Annotated in this window: 14 protein-coding genes; 5 read left to right on the top strand and 9 right to left on the bottom strand. The window is 54.7% G+C overall.

The genetic code is table 11. The features are described 5' to 3' along the window. Positions 1-171 precede the first annotated feature (171 nt). Genes Q8902_04730 through Q8902_04715 form a run of 4 tightly spaced genes read right to left on the bottom strand, consistent with a single transcriptional unit; the run spans position 172 to position 2,701 of the window. Complete coding sequence (locus Q8902_04730) at positions 172-321, bottom strand: prolyl oligopeptidase family serine peptidase (protein ID MDP4198859.1); 150 nt, start codon at positions 319-321, stop codon at positions 172-174. Beyond that, positions 318-548: a YgiT-type zinc finger protein gene (locus Q8902_04725; protein MDP4198858.1), complete on the bottom strand. Its 231-nt coding sequence runs from the start codon at positions 546-548 to the stop codon at positions 318-320. Before Q8902_04725 ends, Q8902_04730 begins: the two co-directional genes overlap by 4 nt. A 2-nt stretch (positions 549-550) precedes the next feature. After that, the gene (locus tag Q8902_04720; GenBank protein MDP4198857.1) at positions 551-862 is read right to left on the bottom strand and encodes a DUF4258 domain-containing protein; all 312 of its coding nucleotides are present in this window, start codon (positions 860-862) and stop codon (positions 551-553) included. Then, positions 863-2,701 carry a S9 family peptidase gene (locus Q8902_04715; GenBank protein ID MDP4198856.1) on the bottom strand — a complete coding sequence of 613 codons (1,839 nt, stop codon included), beginning with the start codon at positions 2,699-2,701 and terminating at the stop codon, positions 863-865. Between the two features lie 182 nt (positions 2,702-2,883). On the opposite strand from Q8902_04715, the gene Q8902_04710 reads away from it, so the two are divergent. From Q8902_04710 to Q8902_04700, 3 genes are all read left to right on the top strand, one after another. After that, a complete protein-coding gene (locus Q8902_04710; GenBank protein ID MDP4198855.1) occupies positions 2,884-3,696 on the top strand; it encodes a segregation/condensation protein A in 813 nt (270 codons plus the stop codon). Between the two features lie 124 nt (positions 3,697-3,820). Further along, complete coding sequence (gene scpB / locus Q8902_04705) at positions 3,821-4,897, top strand: SMC-Scp complex subunit ScpB (protein MDP4198854.1); 1,077 nt, start codon at positions 3,821-3,823, stop codon at positions 4,895-4,897. Further along, entirely contained in the window at positions 4,878-6,548 is a 1,671-nt protein-coding gene (locus tag Q8902_04700; GenBank protein ID MDP4198853.1) for a pseudouridine synthase, read from the top strand. The genes scpB and Q8902_04700 overlap by 20 nt, the downstream gene beginning before the upstream one ends. Before the next feature lie 37 nt (positions 6,549-6,585). Here the strand turns inward: Q8902_04700 and Q8902_04695 are convergent, their stop codons facing one another. The 5 genes from Q8902_04695 to Q8902_04675 all read right to left on the bottom strand — a co-directional run bounded on the left by Q8902_04695 (position 6,586) and on the right by Q8902_04675 (position 15,328). Further along, positions 6,586-7,953, bottom strand: coding sequence for a T9SS type A sorting domain-containing protein (locus Q8902_04695; protein MDP4198852.1), 1,368 nt, complete (start codon positions 7,951-7,953; stop codon positions 6,586-6,588). A 3-nt stretch (positions 7,954-7,956) separates the two neighbouring features. Then, positions 7,957-9,273 (bottom strand): T9SS type A sorting domain-containing protein, encoded by a 1,317-nt coding sequence (locus Q8902_04690; GenBank protein ID MDP4198851.1) that lies wholly within the window; start codon positions 9,271-9,273, stop codon positions 7,957-7,959. 119 nt (positions 9,274-9,392) lie between these two features. Beyond that, positions 9,393-10,820, bottom strand: coding sequence for a T9SS type A sorting domain-containing protein (locus Q8902_04685; protein MDP4198850.1), 1,428 nt, complete (start codon positions 10,818-10,820; stop codon positions 9,393-9,395). A 4-nt stretch (positions 10,821-10,824) separates the two neighbouring features. Next, on the bottom strand, positions 10,825-11,445 hold the full coding sequence (locus Q8902_04680; protein ID MDP4198849.1) for a hypothetical protein: 621 nt from the start codon (positions 11,443-11,445) through the stop codon (positions 10,825-10,827). 616 nt (positions 11,446-12,061) lie between these two features. Then, complete coding sequence (locus Q8902_04675) at positions 12,062-15,328, bottom strand: T9SS type A sorting domain-containing protein (GenBank protein ID MDP4198848.1); 3,267 nt, start codon at positions 15,326-15,328, stop codon at positions 12,062-12,064. 179 nt (positions 15,329-15,507) lie between these two features. Between Q8902_04675 and mltG the strand changes: the two genes are divergently transcribed. Both mltG and Q8902_04665 read left to right on the top strand, forming a co-directional pair. Next, entirely contained in the window at positions 15,508-16,581 is a 1,074-nt protein-coding gene (gene mltG / locus Q8902_04670) for an endolytic transglycosylase MltG (protein ID MDP4198847.1), read from the top strand. Further along, positions 16,578-16,832 carry a hypothetical protein gene (locus Q8902_04665; protein MDP4198846.1) on the top strand — a complete coding sequence of 85 codons (255 nt, stop codon included), beginning with the start codon at positions 16,578-16,580 and terminating at the stop codon, positions 16,830-16,832. Before mltG ends, Q8902_04665 begins: the two co-directional genes overlap by 4 nt.

The following is a 16,832-nucleotide window of genomic DNA, read 5'->3' as shown; positions in this document are numbered from 1 at the left end:
GACAGGACGTGCGCGGCACGTCCCTACGGTTGATCCGCCGTTTGTAGGGACGTGGTTCGCACGTACTGACCGTTGGCATTACCTGAAGGTTTGTCGTAGTCCGAGACAGGACGTGCGCGGCACGTCCCTACGGTTGTGTACAGTGAGCGATCTTGCACCGAGCGAGAATTCCTACTTCCCCAAATGCTTCGCGAAGAATGCTTCCATCGCTTCGTAGACTTCGAAGCGGTTCTCCTCATTGCGGAAGCCGTGGCCCTCGTTCTCTTTGACGATATACGGCACATCGATGCCGCGCGATCGAACTACACTCTGTTCACTCACGCATACTCGTACACCGGAATTGAGATTCGGCGGGAAGGGACAGCATGATCGTTTAGCATCTCGCGGACATGCTCGGCGGTATCAAGGTCGAAAATTATTTCGCCGCACTGACGACAGACGGTAGCCGGAATTTGTTCGACGAGTACGGTCTCGCCGCGGATCCCGAAGGATTCACTTACAAATTTTTTGTCGGCTTCATGCGAGCCACAGACATGACAGATAAACATAGCTACTTCCGATTACTGAAGTTATCAACCCATTCCTCCGGGTTTGGTTCATAAATCGTGATGAGCCTGGTGTCTGGTCCGGGCACACGGGACACATGTAAATGCAGCGGCCGACCGCTTCGCGCAAAACCGAGGATCAGACAACTCGGATAATACTTGTCTTCGGGATAGTCCTCGATAATTTTTGACTTGGATGCGGCTTCAACGATTTCACGTCGGGAGATATTTCTTTGAACAATTCGCTTGAGAGAGTGAACGGTTAGCTCAATTCGTCCCTCAGCGAGATCCGACCGAATTTCGTCGAATGTCTTCACCTACTTCCCCAAATGCTTCGCGAAGAATGCTTCCATCGCTTCGTAGACTTCGAAGCGGTTCTCCTCATTGCGGAAGCCGTGGCCCTCGTTCTCTTTGACGATATACGGCACATCGATACCGCGCGATCGGAGCGCCTCGACGACCTGCTCCGCCTCTTTAATGTTTACGCGCGGGTCCTTGGCACCCTGAATGACCATGAGTGGCGCGCGAATCTTATCGACATGGAACACCGGACTCGCGGCTTCGAGCATTGCTTTGTCGTTCTCGGGATGCCCGACCATCTCGTACATCGTTTCGAGATACGGCTTCCAATACGGCGGGATCGTCAGCATGAACGTGAAGAGATTCGAGACGCCAACGTAATCGACTGCGCACGCGTAAAGCTCCGGTGAGAACGTCACGCCGGCAAGCGTGGCGTAGCCGCCATAGCTGCCGCCATAGATCGCGATGCGTTTGGGGTCAGCAATGCCCTCCTTGATCAGCCATAGCACGCCATCGCTGATATCGTCCTGCATCTTGCGGCCCCACTGCTTGAACGATGCCTCCCAAAACTTGCGGCCATACCCGGTCGAGCCGCGAAAGTTCGTTTGGAACACCGCGTAGCCTCGGTTGGCCAGAAACTGGACTTCGGGATTATACATCCATCGATCGCGCGCCCACGGTCCGCCATGTGGATTGACGATGACCGGCAAGTCCTTACCATCCGAACCCACCGGCAGCGTGAGATACCCGTGAATGGTCAGGCCATCGCGCGATTGATACGTGATCGGCTTCATCGGCGCGAGGTCCGCTTCTTTCAGCCATGGACTAATCTCGGCGAGCAACCGGAGATCGTCATGCTCGAAATCATAGAGGTAATACGCGCCGAGCGAGCGGTCGCTATAGCTGCGGACAATAAATGTCTTCTCGTCTTTGGTCTGATCGGTGATGACGATCTCGTAGTTCGGCAACCGCTTCAAGAGTTGGTCGTAGAGGCGGCGCGTCTCTTCATCGAGATGGTGCAACTCCTGCTTCCAGGTCGTGAACGTGATCGCAGTCGGGACCTTGCGCTTTTTGGAATAGCCGATGCCATCGGTGTCGACTTCGGGATGCTCGTAGAGCACTTCGATTTCGCGGCCCGCCGCGAGATCGAACGTGACAACAGCCAGCCGGTCGCGGCCGATGTTGCTGAGCGCATAGAGGTTCTTGTTGTCGAATGTAAAGAACATCGGCTCGAGCGATTCCTTAAAATGCGTCGTAAGCACTTCGTGGAATGGCTGGTCCTCACGGTCGCGGTACAGCAGCGTATTGTTCACGCCATCGGTCGCCATCGCAATGCGGACTTTGCCTTCGTGATCGGTCAGCCAGCGGGTGATCGGGCCCGGATTCTGCGCGATAAGTTGCGTCTCGCCGGTCTCGATGTTCAAACGGAACACATCGAACGCGGCGGGATCGCGGCGGTTCATGCCGATCAGGATTTCATTCTCGATCTCCTCCAACTCATCGAGCACTTCCACTTTCACGCCTTCATACGGCGTAAGATCGCGCTGGTTCGAGCCATCGCGATCGACCGCAAACAAATGGAAATTCTCATCGCCGCCGAAATCGCGCATATAGACGATGCGGTGGTTATTCTTCCACCAGTGTCCACCGATGTCGCGTCCGGTCTCGTTCGTGACGCGGAGCGCCGTGCTGCCAGTTCCTGCAGCCTCGCGTGGCTCCACGAACACATTCAGCCGTCGCTCATACGGCTCCATGTGCGAGACATAGCGGCCGTCGGGCGAAATCTTATAGGCGGTTTTCTCCGGATTCCGGAAGAAATCTCGAAGGGGAATCTGTGGCGGGCGAAGAGCAGTCATACGATTTGTCAAAAGAAAGAGTGTTGCGCGAGCCCAGGGGGCGTCAACGAACTTGCAAAAATACAACAATTGTGTCAGAGACACCATAAATGCAGGCTCCAGAGCATCCTTCGGACAAAAACTTTCATGTTCGCAATATTCCTGAATCTAATTCGCCCTCTTCGCGCTTAGAGGGGGTGACCATGGAATCCGAAGCCTTAGCCCCGACCCGAATCGCTCCCCCAGCGCCCTATGGCATAACTGGGCCATATAAGGTACGGCTGCACGAGTTCGAGGGGCCGCTCGACCTGCTCCTGTTTTTCATCAAGCGGGACGAACTGGACATCCATAATATCCCGATTACCCGGATTACCGAGGAGTTTCTGAGTTATCTGAAACTCATGACCGCCCTTGATCTGGAGGTCGCCGGCGAGTTTATCGTGATGGCCGCCGAGCTTTGCCAGATCAAAGCCCGGATGCTGCTGCCGCGCGAGGAGCGCGTCGATGGCGCGGAGGAAGACGATCCACGGACCGACCTAGTCCGCCGCCTCATCGAATACCGCCGCTTCAAGGAGATGGCCGAGGAGCTATCGACCATGAGCGAGGAGCAGCGCAAAGTCCATTTCCGGCAGTATTTCGAGCGTGACGATCGGACGGCACCGGCCGAGGAAGAGAATCTGCTCAAGAATGTGACGATCTTCCATCTGATGACGGCATTGCGCCGCGCCATGGAACGCGCGCCGCGCATCAAGCGGACGCATGATGTCGAGATGGTGCCGCTGACCGTCGAGGAGCAATCGGAATTGATCCTTGCCAGCCTTGCCGCGCGTGGCGAACTCAGTTTCAGCGAATTGTTTTTGACCGTGCTGCCCGAAAGCAACACAGAGGAATTCACGCCGGCTGCGCGGCTTTGGATCGCAGTGACGTTCGTTTCGATACTCGATCTTGTCCGCACGCGTGAAATTGCGATCCGGCAGCACGATGTGTTTGACGACATTATTCTATTTAAACCCTAACTCTTGAGTACGTCATTGCGAGCCAAACGAAGTGGAGCGAGGCAATCTCGGGCCACACTGGCCCAACCCAAATGGATTGCTTCGTCGGGCTTCGCCTTTCTCGCACTGACACTCGAATTATAGTATGCGACTCGATTATCAATCGGCCGAATCGCTGGCCCCGGTTGTCGAAGCCTTGCTGTTTGCGAGCGATGAGCCGCTTTCAGCCGACGATCTGCGCGCCATCATCCTGGGCGAAGAAATACTACGCGCTGAGCCTGAACTTCCGTTGACTCCAGAGGCAATCCCCTCTGATGTCGCTGAGGATTTCTCCACTGTGCCGGAGCCAGCATTGGCGGCGTCTTCTGTCAATGAAGACACGCCCGTTGCCGCGGGACCTTCGGAACTCGCCCCCGAGCGAGCCCCTGAACGTGCGCCCGAGCGCAAGCGCCGAAAGAAGCAGCTCATCGAGTTGCCGGTTCTGCACGAGGCAGTCGGGCTGCTCAACGAGCAGTACGACGCCAGCGGCCGCGCTTTCCGCATCGTAGAGATCGCGCTTGGGTATCAATTCGCAACGCGTCCGGATTATAGCGAATACGTTGCTCGCCTCTTCAAGGAAAAGTCACGCCGCCGCCTTTCCTCCGCCGCGCTCGAAACACTCGCTATCGTCGCCTATAAGCAACCGGTTTCGAAGGGCGACATCGAGAACATTCGCGGTGTGAACTGCGACGAAGTCCTGAAGTCGCTACTCGAAAAGAACCTGGTGACGATCACCGGTCGCGCGGAAGCTGTTGGCCGACCATTGCTCTATGGCACGACGGTCGATTTTTTGCGGCACTTTGGATTGCATACTTTGAGCGATTTGCCGCGTCCGCGAGAGATCGAAGAGATGATGCGGGAAGAATCGGTCAAGGCAACGACACTCGAAGAAGCCGCGACCGAGTTCGTCACCGCCGAAGGCGATATTACTGTGGACGAAGCAATCGCGGTTGCGCGAGAGCTCTCCGAACGCGAGGTCGCGTTTATGCCGGATGAAGACATGAGCGCGATAACGGAAGAGATCGGCATCGCGCTGGATCTCGCCGCCATCGAGCACGATGAAATCGAGGACGAAGCCATTGGCGATGATGCCATCGGCGAAGAGACCATCGACGATGATACCATCGACTTCGATGGACTCGAAGAGATCACAAACGAAACTGATGCCGAAATTACCGAGTAAGAAGCCACGCAGCACTTCTGCGAAGCCGAGTATCCGTAAGTCCGCCGCGACTGGCGCACCCCGCAAGAGCGCGTCCCGCAAGAGCGCGTCCCGCAAGAGCGCATCCAGCGCAGCTCCCCCGCATGCATCCGCTCCTCGCAAGAAAACTGCAAGCGCCTCAGCGACGCGCACCACCGCAGTCCGCAAGAGCGCACCACGCGCTACGGCTACGCCACGAGCTGCTGCAACACCACGGGCCGCATCGCCACGATCGGCAACCGCGCGCCCGCGTACAGCCTCGCCGCGTTCTGCCACGCCACGCACGGGTGCGGCGCGATCCTCTGCGCCAAAATCGGCAGCCCCCCGCATCCGATCCACTACGCCTCGCAGCAGTGCACCGCGCAAGAGTGTACCACTCGTCGAGACTCCGGCGGCCGTTATCAAAGCCACGCCACGACTTCACGAGGCTGCTCCTTTCGAAGCGCCGGTGATCCGTGCGAAGAAGGTCATCGACCTTCCAACTCCGGTAGTCGCTACAAGGCCAGCGTTGATCGCACAATCTGACCAACCTGCCATATCTTTACGACCAGCCGGCGAGAGACGCGTTATCAAGCTCCCCTCATCTTCCGGCTCGCGCCCGCCGATGCGTTCGAGCTCACCCGCTCGCTCAGGTTCACCGATGCGTCCCGGATCACCGGCTCGCCCACAGATTCGATTGAACTCACCTACGCGATCGAGCGCTATGCGCGCCGGCGAGCCAGTCGAGCGCAGACGAGCAACTGGTAGTTTTGGCCGGCCAGAACGCGCAAGACCGACCCGTTCCGCAGGTGGTGCTTCCAAGCTTCCGGGTCGTCCTATAAAGCGTTTGACATTGCCCACAACCAAGTCGGCACCCAAGCAGAAACAGACTCCGCCACGGGCCACGCTCGAAGGCACTGGCAGCGGTGATGTGCGCCTCAATAAGTTTATTGCTGCCGCCGGTATTGCGTCGCGGCGCAAGGCCGATGAAATGATCACCAGCGGAGTCGTCACGATCAATGGCAAGGTTGTCACCGAGCTTGGCACCAAGGTCAAGGCATACAGCGATCTCATCACCGTCAACGGTGAGCCGATCTCCATTCGGCCCCGCTTCGTCTATCTTCTACTGAATAAGCCGAAAGATACCATCGCAACCACGAGCGATGAGAAGGACCGCACGACCGTCCTCGATTATGTAAACACGACCGAGCGCGTCTATCCCGTCGGACGCTTAGACCGCAACACCACCGGTGTGTTATTGCTGACAAACGATGGCGAGTTGACGAACAAGCTCACGCATCCATCGCATGAAATTGAGCGCGAGTATCACGTCACACTCGATAAGCCACTTCAACTTGCGGACGCCAAGAAGATTTCTGAAGGTGGCATCGCGATCGGCGATGGCGACGTGACCGGTGCGGCTGACGTCAATCTCGATTCCCGTGAGCCGAAAGATGTTATGCTAATCCTGCGCGAAGGCAAGAACCGCGAGATTCGACGACTCTTCGAGGTGCTGGGCTACGAAGTCGAGAAACTCGACCGCATCCGGTTCGCCGGACTCACCCACCGTGGCATGGGCCGGGGCGAGACCCGCGCGCTCACCAACAGTGAAATCCACGCCCTCAAACGTCTGGCGGGAATCCACGAAGAGTAATATACCCCCGCCTTTTCAAGGCGTCGGCAGGGTGTGGTTATTTCCCCACCAGCGCGACTTTCCCCACCGGGATCATCTGTCCGTCACGCTCGATCATCACCTCGTACATTCCACGTGGAAGCTGCGCGACATCCAGCGTGATCGTGCCGTCCATCGGAATCGAGCGGCTCATAACCTCGCGGCCAAGAATATCCAGCAGATGCAGTCTCCCGCCGAGAATTGAGCCCGTTAGCGTTATCATTGTCGCAGCAGGATTTGGATAGAGTGCCACCTCGGCGTCCCCGACCAGACCCGTATTCACGCTTGCATTCGCTCGCTGGCCAACGATTAACCATGATGAATACTGATCTAGATAGGCGCTGAGAAGTTTCCCCTCTGCATTGAGTCCAATCCCGACATTCCGATACCCGGAAAAACCAGAATTATCAACAATCAAAGTATCAGGTTTCCATGTTGCGCCACGGTTTGTGCTCCACATCACCTTGCCCGGGTTATAGCTCCATCCGGCAAGAATTGTGTCCCGATCTATGTCAGAGAAGTAATAGACCAATCCGGAATACCAAATGGAACTTGTGTCATCGTGCACCATAGTCCATTGCTTGCCACCGTCCGTTGTCCGAGCAATACACGGGTACCGTCCGAGTGAACAATAGCGGCTGCCATACGCAAGCATCGTATCTCCAGCGCCAAAGCTGCAATTCCCAAATACATATTCACGCGTCCGGCTGCTATCGGTGACAATGGGTCCGCTCGAATCAACGGTGTTCCAGTTGTCTTTCGTCGTATACAGGACGCCAGATCCGTACGCAAAAATCGCGTACCTCCCGTTTCCATAATCATGGCCTCGCCACCCATAGATCCGCGTGAAGGCGACCGGACTCCAACTGACGCCGCCATCGGAAGTGACGTACGTGCCCTGTACAGTATCCGCCGCGAGGAGCATCCCATGCGATGCATCGGAAAAGCTCATGCCCTCCAAAATATGCTTTGTCGGACTTACAAGTACTTGCCAGGTCGCACCGGCATCCGTCGTTCGTACCAGGAGATCCGAATCGCCAAATGCGAGCATATTCAGCGAGTCGATCCGCTCGATGGTGGATACGTTCGGGGCATGGTCCCATGTCGGGACTGGTAGGCCCTGACGCTCAACTCGCCATGACTTGCCACCATCCGTCGAAAATAGAAACGCAAGGTAGTATCCGGTGTCCAAACCGATATTCCCAATTACATCCGCAGCCACCACAACGTTATTCCCCTTGCAGGAGAGAGCGGTATACCAGTAAGAACTTTGGCTATCCTGACCGATGAACCCATCCGCGACATGGCAGATAAATTGTGCCCGCGTGGGCGATGCGAAACCAGCCAGCATGGCGCACAGGGCCAACAGTACGATACGTTGTTGCATGATCTATTCCTTAACGAATTTCATTTGAGAGAGGCCATCGCTCACATAATACACCCCGCTTGGCAGCGAGCGAAGGTCCAACGTGAGCCGACCGCTCGCCGGGACTGAGCCGACTGATACTTCGCGGCCTAGAAAATCGAGAACATGCACGGTGCGGCCGAACGGGGCGCCTTGTATTGTTATCGACGATGTTGTCGGGTTAGGAACGATGCCCAGATTTGGACTCCCGCCATCGCCCGCTTGAACGCCTGACGTAACAGGCCTTCCAATAATGAGGGAGTTCACAGCGGGGTGATAGAGAATGTCATGATCGTAGGCTGCAACTAACTCGCCATCAGAATTGAGACCAATGCCATCGCTTCGGAAGCAATCGAATTCGGTATCGCTGGACATGAGTGTATCAACATGCCACGTCGAACCATTGTCAGTGCTCGAGAGCGCCAAATTTTCCCAGCCGGCGACACCTGCAACAAGCTTGTCTCGATGGAAGTCTGAAAGAGCTGAGACGTATCCTGTTGAGTGCGTGGTATCATCGAACACGGAGAACCAGTGTTTGCCGCCATCTATTGTCCGCGCGATGCAAGGAAAATCGCTGGAAGGAGTCAGCCGATGCCAGCCGTATGCCAGCATGGTATCGCCCGCGCCGAATGCACAGAACTCATAATAATACAAAGTTCTTCGGGCGGGATCGGTAACAATCGGGCCGGTCGAATCGAACGTGCGTCCCCTATCACGTGTCGTATATAATTCGCCGGTCGTGAATCTGAAACCTCGATACATTCCATTCCCGTATGCATGGCAGCTTTCAATCCCTCCGCTTGAAAACTGAACCGAGTCCCAGCGGGCTCCACCATCCGATGTAATGTACGTGCCACTGCTGGCGAGGATTCCATCCTGAGAGTTGGAAAAGCTCACGTCATTGATACTGTATGCTGTGGGCACCGTCTCCTGTTGCCATGTTGTCCCACCGTTGCTGGTCCGGACGAGCAGAGCATACGGAGTATCTCCGGGATCGGTGGTGCCATAGGCGACGATATTCGAGGAATCGATCAGGTCGATGCCGACTATGGCACCACCTTTGGAATATGGCAGGTCTGGATCCTGCACGCTCCAGGTGTGTCCACCATCGTGAGACCGAAGAAAAACAATACGGCCAAAACCGCTTCCTGTATCCGGAATTGTGCGCGCACCTACGATGCCAGTGTTGCCATCGCACCGTAGCGACGCAAAGTTATAATAAACGACCGATTTGATATATTTGCCATGCGTTACGTGGCAGATAAATTGTGCCCTTGCGGGCAGCACGAACGCTGCCCACAAGGTACAAAGAACGAAGCAAACTTCGCATTTCCGCATCAATTCGGTCCTCCACATATTTGGACGTTAAAGCAAGTTTTTGGTACGAATCCACGAGGAGTAGTAGCGCGATTTCCGCGTCGTTATTTCCCCACCAGCGCGAGCTTCCCCACCGGGATCATCTGTCCATCACGCTCGATCATCACCTGGTACATCCCACGTGGTAGTTGGGAAACATCGAGCCTGAGTTCCCCAGCGGCGGGTACGAACCCGTGCAATACTTCGCGGCCCATCACATCGAGGATGCGAACGGGACTGTGAATAGCGAGGGATGCGATTGTTACGGCATCGAAGGCAGGATTTGGATAGACAGCCGCCTTGTTGACAATCCGCTCGAAGGTCTCGACTCGCGCCTTTGGCGGATCGCCTCGGACGAGGACGAACTGGTCCTGAATCGTCTGACCGCCTCCATGAGAGATACCTCCTCGGAAAATGGCAATGGCATGACCTGCGGGTGTTGTGGTTACATCAAGGATCTCTGTAGTCAGAAAGTTGGTATCCATTGCAATCGTATCGAGCCGCCAAGAAACGCCATGATCGGTGCTTACTCCTATCTTCATTTCGTTGGAAGGAATCATCGCACCGAGAAATACAAAATCGCGATCGAGCTGAGACATACTGTACGAGTTGGACAGGTTCGTATCTGGCATACCTACGGTTGAATTCCAGGTTGTTCCACCGTTCAGCGATAGCCTGACATCGATGGGCCTTAAATAACCCTGAATCGGCCCTTGCACGCCATATCCGACAATAGTATCAGAGCCTCGAAACCGAAAACCCGTAAGAAGATGGTCTCGATCAGCCCACGGCAAGACGAACGCTGTCGTGTCGTAGGAATTCCAATTGTCGGTTGTTCGATAGATCGGCCCATATCCTCCGTAAGGAATCACTCTAAACACATTGCCTCCATCGGAGTGGCATGTTACAGACCATAGCCAAGTAGAAACAGGCGCTTTATCCCATTCCTTGCCGCCATTGTGGGTCGTATAGATGTCACTTACTGAACTCATCGAATCGTGTGGGTCGATTCGAGAAGTAATGGCGATGCCTGTTGCGGGATCAGAGAAATGGACGGCAGAAATTCGATCCAGGGTATGCAAATCCTGACGAATCCATGTGCTGCCTCCGTCGGTCGTCCTGACGATTATCCCAGTGTCGCCGACTGCAACCGCATTGAGCGAATCAATTTGTTGCAACGCTTGAATCAGAAGAGGAAAGTCTCCTTTGTGGTGCGGCAACCCTGGGTCTTGTTCCATCCATGTCTCGCCCGCGTCAGTGCTTCGCAAAAAGACTATTCGATTTCTATTGACAGTCCTTAAGGAGGTATCCGTCTTTTGGCAAGTGGCTGTCACAACCTCTCCTGCACTTGCGATGGGGTAAAACAGACTAAAATAGCGCCCATCAAATCCGGAACGAGTGATGTGCCAATGAAATTGTGCCCGTGTGCCTGACGAAATCGTCAGGCACGCGAGCATCGTTAATAGAAGCGAACTGGTAAGTTGCTTTTTCATCGCTCTATGGTTGACATGGTACGGAGTAGCATGTTTCGAGTATCCATGCGGAGGCGACTTCTGGTGCCGGCGAGTCCACGCAGGCACACCCCGTTGGTCCGACGCTAGCACAGTTCGAGAAGACCCAACCTCCATTCCAGCACACCTGACAGGACTTTTGACAATAACAACCCGCCAATGCGTCACAGATAACATAACTCCGCCCCTGCGAGGATACGTTTGTCGCTTTCCAGCAGCCGGGAATGTACGATGTAATTTGCAGAGTGGGTGGATCGCATGGCGGAGTTGAACCGTTGGCGCCAAGCGCCGCTAAATCGGCAGCGTCCTTTGCATACCAAATCAGTTGGACTGGACTGAGATCATTGCAGTCGTTGGTTGCGTCTGGATCGACTTGATAAACCCATACTTCGAGACCCCAGCCAGGGCAGTTCCGCCAACAAAAATGGACGGTCGCCCAACAATTGGTGGAGCCCATTTTCTGGTAGGAAGTAGCGGAAATCCAGCCGCAGCCTAATGCCGGGTCGGGAGCTGGCCCCGTGGAGCCAGGGCACTGTGCCAGGCTGACCTCCGGCAGGAGCAGCAGCGCCAGCAATAGAATTGCGGCATATGATGTTAAGCGTCTCAAGCAGGACGCTAACCGCTGTTCATGATTCAGTTGCTTAGAAACAGGTGAATCGTTACGTCTCATTACGGTAATGGTTTAGTTATTGTGAATGAGGCAAGCGGGCCGTGCGAGCGTGTTTGTACCACGCCGCACGGCTTGCGCCTGCGTTTTGGAAATCAACACACTTTGGGTTAGCCGCGATAGCGGCGCAAGGAGTATTCTGGATTGAGGCCGAGACTGCGCTCCCGGCGGCAAGGCGCTGGTCCGGGAAGGTTCGGTTGTAAGTAGAAATGCACATATCATTAGCCTCCGAATTAAATTCAGAACCGCCAGCCACCAAGGCTGACACTGGATTATGCGCTGTTGCTTCTACTTCAACAGATCCTGCATCATTGCTGATGCTCCCGGACTCGGACCGGCATTCGTGATGTATCAGGGAAACTGACCTCTATCGAACGGGGGTGAGACTGGTGCTCACATCGATAATGAATTGACATAGACTGCGAACACATCATTCGCGAAAAACAGCTTTCTAAAAAAACAAATCGCAGGCACTCTTCTCTCATTGCCGTTACAAATTACAGTCTGGATACGAGCCATTCCGGTCTGTGGTTACCGTCTCGGATGTGCGCAGTCTTTATTCCTTAATGACTGCCCGTGTCGTGCTGAATCCATTTTGCGAAATGGAGAGATGATACAAGCCGGAAGGAAGTCCGTCGAGCGAAACGGGCAGCGGCTTATCACGCCCGATTTCGCTTGAGAAGGATCGTCGCTCGATCCCGAGATTATCAAAGAGTCTGATCTGGCAATTCCCCGGATTCTCGGAAGTAGAAATCCAAATAACATCGGTCGCGGGATTGGGCGATATCGAAAAGTTGATCGCGCCCGTCCGCACAAACGTCGAGAGCAAGATTGTGCCGCAATTCATTGGCCCGCAGATCCTGGAGCTGGTCTGGTCCGCAAGTACCGTTACACACGTTACGGCAGGTGGTAGCGAGAGCGAATCGAGCGAAATTGTCGTGCAGGAATCTTTGCCGAGGAAGTACGAAAAGCGCAGATATCCGATCAGATTATCGCTCTCGGTTCGCGTCGAATCAATCGTAACGCGAAGATGCCCCGCAATCTGCTGATACAACATCGTATGGCCAGGCTGCGACGCAGTGCCCATGAATGTCAGCACCGATGTATCATACGTTAGATAACAGTCCATCGCCGGCAATGCGCCAACATGATTGAGCACGATCGGCACAAAGACATCCGCACCAATGGTATCGGCTCGGAGATCGGCACTGGCCAGGGAGACGGTTGAATAGCCCCGTCCCACCCCAGCGAACTGAATCGGGATGCGAGTCCCATCGCTAAGTTGAATATCACACTCAGCCGGATATGCCCTGCCCGCATCGGGCATGAACCGAACGGTCAACGTATCGAATCCGGTGAGCGGCGTTGGAAGGAGTGACTCGATGTGATAGTATGAACTGTCTGCACCGCTCCAGGAATAGCTTGCCACGCTCCAGGGAAGGCACGAGCTATCGCGAACGGCCACTTGCTGCGTGACCGGCTGCCCACAGATCGAGACCGTATCGTGGCTGAAGAGTGTCGAAGGAGCAAAGCTCAGGCGCCGCTGAATTCGCTTGCCGAACGCGGCAACTGGTAGGCGCAATATAGTATCGCCAAGGTTGACGGATAACACAGTCTGATAATCGAGCAACGTATCCGCATGGAATGAGATGAGGATCGAATCGAGGCCGGTGAGTTGTGCTCTGAGAGGTTGGATAATCTGGAAGTGAATCGAATCGGTAAGCGACTCGCTCACAACTGGCCATGGCGTACACGAACTATCGCGGAGCACCAGCCACGCCGTGCGCTCACTATCACAAAGCGAGAGAGAATCGGGAAATACAGGAAGTCCGGCAATCCGAAGCGCGCGTTGAACGGGCTTGCCATTGCCATTTAATTCAACATCGAATATACTGCTATCATCAAGCGTCACGCGCAACGTGCCATAATATGCACGCAGGCTATCGCCGGTAAATTCAACGACACCAGAATCAGGAAATCCGCTGCCGGCATCGAACCCTGAATCAAGCCGGAACACCAGTGAATCTGCACCCACAATCTGCGCGCGAGCAATAGAATGCTTCAGGCAAGCAGAATCGCTCAATGTGATCGTTCGAGTTGACGGCTCATCGCACACTGAGACGGAATCAAAAAGTAACGGCGAAACCGGCAGCGAAGAAATCCTTGCCGAAGTCATTTGCCCAACGCCCGAAAGTGTTAGAGTCTTCCGCGTACCATCATCGAGTACCAGTTCCAGTGTCGCGTGATATGTGCGGCTGGTATCAGGCAGAAACGAGATGGCGAGCGAATCACGGCCGGTCAAAAGAGAGTCAAGCTCACCGAGAGAGAAATACGCCGCATCCTTGCCGCCGATTCTCGCGGAATCGATCCGCCACGGCGAACAGAATTTGGATAGCATTAGAAATGACTTCCACTCCGCCGGTGAGCAGGGACTGATCGTATCGAATGCCAGGCGTGACCCTGGCTGAAATGACAGTTGCCGGGATTCGTTGCGGCCATGCCCCGACAGGGCGACTGTAATCGTCCTGCCTCCGACTGTTGCAACGAACGTCGCATGGTAATCCCGAGCGGAATCGGCATGGAATGAGATGATGATCGAATCTTTTCCGGTTACAGCGTAGGGCAGCCCCGAAAGAATCTGAAAATATTGAGCATCAGGTCCCGTAATCCCCTGACTGGTTATTCTCGATGCGTCGCAAGCAGAAGCGAAAATATAATCCGACCGTGCGACTGCACTATCACAATGCGATAGTGTATCCTTATTGAACAGCATAGAATCTGTGAAGTCCGCCTGCCACGTCCCTTGATTCGCAGTGACCCAACTTCCCCCACTATTGGTCGTCCGCCAGATCGAACCGCCACTATCCATGGCAACCACAGTATTATCATCGAGCGCGACGATAGTACGGCTATCCGCTCCGCAGTTGGGACCGCCAATCAGGGACCAGGTCGCACCAAAATCGACCGACCGGAGCACACCATCAAAGAGTGTTGGACAATAAATCGCGCGAGTAGCATGCGCAACCGAACCCGCGATATAGAAACGGAACATCGTATTGGTAAAGGCTGCGTTCCATGAAATACCCCCGTCATTCGACATAAAGATACTCGATCGCGGCCCGAGCCCAAAGAATTCTTCATCCGGAAGCACAACCCGATTCGCACAATCGAGGAAGTCCAGAGAATACGCATCCCAATGCGCGATACTTCCCGGCATATTTGTCCAGCTCGTGCCATCATCATGTGAGACAGAAAGACAGGCGCTGTTGGTATTGGCGATTTGCGTCAGAGTATAAAGCGACCCTTTCCACTTCGCCAGATTCACACTACCGATTGGCGATGTCCCCCACGTAATGCCGCCATCATGGGTGTAAACGATTCCTCCGGAGCTATTTGCGATAATGTCGTTCGCCGTCGAACCAAATGTAACGGCAACGACTCCACCCGTGTAGATCTTCGACCATGAGGTGCCCCTGTCCGTCGTAAGATATAGGCCGCTTGCGTTACCTCCGACATATCCAAAAATCGCAAGCACTCCAAATCGGGCATCGAAGAAATCAATGTCGGCGAGGACATCCAGTGGGGTCAATGTCGGTGTATTCGCACCGGACCAGGTCAGGCCTTGATCGGTGCTTACATTGAGTGTCTTATTGCCGGCCCAGATGGCGCCGCCGGTGCTCTTCAGCATACCTCCGGCGGTAAGAGAATAATCCCACCGGCCGCCGATATTCGGCGCAACGACGCTCCACTGCGCCATCGCACTCACCGCGACAAGAGAAGCTAAGCACTGCAGAACGAACGCGAGAAAAATTGACCGCCGCATAAAAACCGGCTGTAATGTTAATTCTGACTCACCAACCGTGTCTCCTTCTGAAGAATCCCCGCGGCAATAGCAGCCGTTTGCAGGATTTGCCCTTCGCAACGGTTGCCATTTTCAGGTTTTCATCTGTCTTTCACGATATTGATCGGGTCTTGGCGCGGGGCTTGAACAAGCTATTTAGCATGACGCGCCATTATCATCGATTACGCGCGCTTTCGCATAAGCGCTTCTTCTGGTGGATCACGATTCCGGCGCTGGTCTTTATTACGTCCATCTATGGCCTCTTTTTCCTTCGCAACCCGGTGGAATATGCCGAAAAGGAGACTCACCCTCGGGAGACCATGCTCATCGTGCCGCCAAATGCCACAATGAAGCAAATCGCCGATTCACTGAAGACGCAAGGTATTATCCGCTCCGAGATCACATTCCGAGCCGCGGCCAAATTGATGCGCGCGGGTCATGGCATTCATGGAGGTACATTCCAGATTCATAGGGGGCTAAGCAATTATCAATTGCTGCAGGACATCATCGGCCAGAAATACCAAATCATCTTCGCGCTTTCAATACCGGAAGGCTTCCGGTTGAAGGACGTTGCGGATGCGGCGGCGGCGAGTCTTGGAGTGAACACCGTCGATTTCATCCGAGCCGCTGGCGATACAGCATACCTTCATTGGCTCGGACTACCTGCCCAAGCCAAAACAGCGGAAGGCTATCTCTATCCCGATACCTACAAGTGGAACTATCCACTCAATGGGCGCACGCTGCTTCAATCACTTGTCACACATTTTCATCAGGCCGTACCCGACACCTTACTTGATAATGCTGCACAACTTGGGCTCACTCCATACGACGCACTGAAGATTGCATCGATCGTGGAGGGTGAGACCAAGAACGACTCCGAGCGTTACCTTATCGCGGGAGTCTATGAAAATCGCTTTCGGATAGGGATGAAGCTACAGGCGGACCCGACCGTGCAATATGGCCTGCAGCTCGACAGACCAATCACCCACCGCGACATTCTAAAGCCAACGCCATATAATACATATTTGAAGACCGGTCTGCCGCCAGGCCCGATCAACAACCCAAGCTTCGATGCAATCTATGCTGCACTCCATCCGGCGCAGACAGATTACTTGTTTTTCGTGGCCCGCCGCGATGGCAGCCGCACGCATTTCTTCAGCGCGACCTATGATGGCCAGTTGCAGAATATTAAGAAAGAGGAACACAATATCGCATCTGGCGTTCGAGAGAGGTGATTCCAACTCCTCATGAGCGCGGCGCTGAACGAACCTGGCGCCTGTTCCGTCTGACCAGTATGATCGCTGCGGCGGTCCTGCTTGTCATCCTGCTCGTGATCGATTTCTCGTTTGGATTTGCTTCTTCGCAACTCAATATCACAATCGCGCTCGTCGCAGCTTTCCTGGGGATTCTACTAAGGATGGATACGATGCTCCATCGAGTAGTCCGACAGATGCGAAATCGTCGCGGTACTCGTAGAAACCTTTAG

This window comes from Bacteroidota bacterium (assembly GCA_030706745.1).
GTDB lineage: Bacteria > Bacteroidota > Ignavibacteria > Palsa-1295 > Palsa-1295 > PALSA-1295.
Note: the sequence above shows the minus strand (reverse complement) of the source record. Positions and strands in the feature narration are given on the sequence as shown.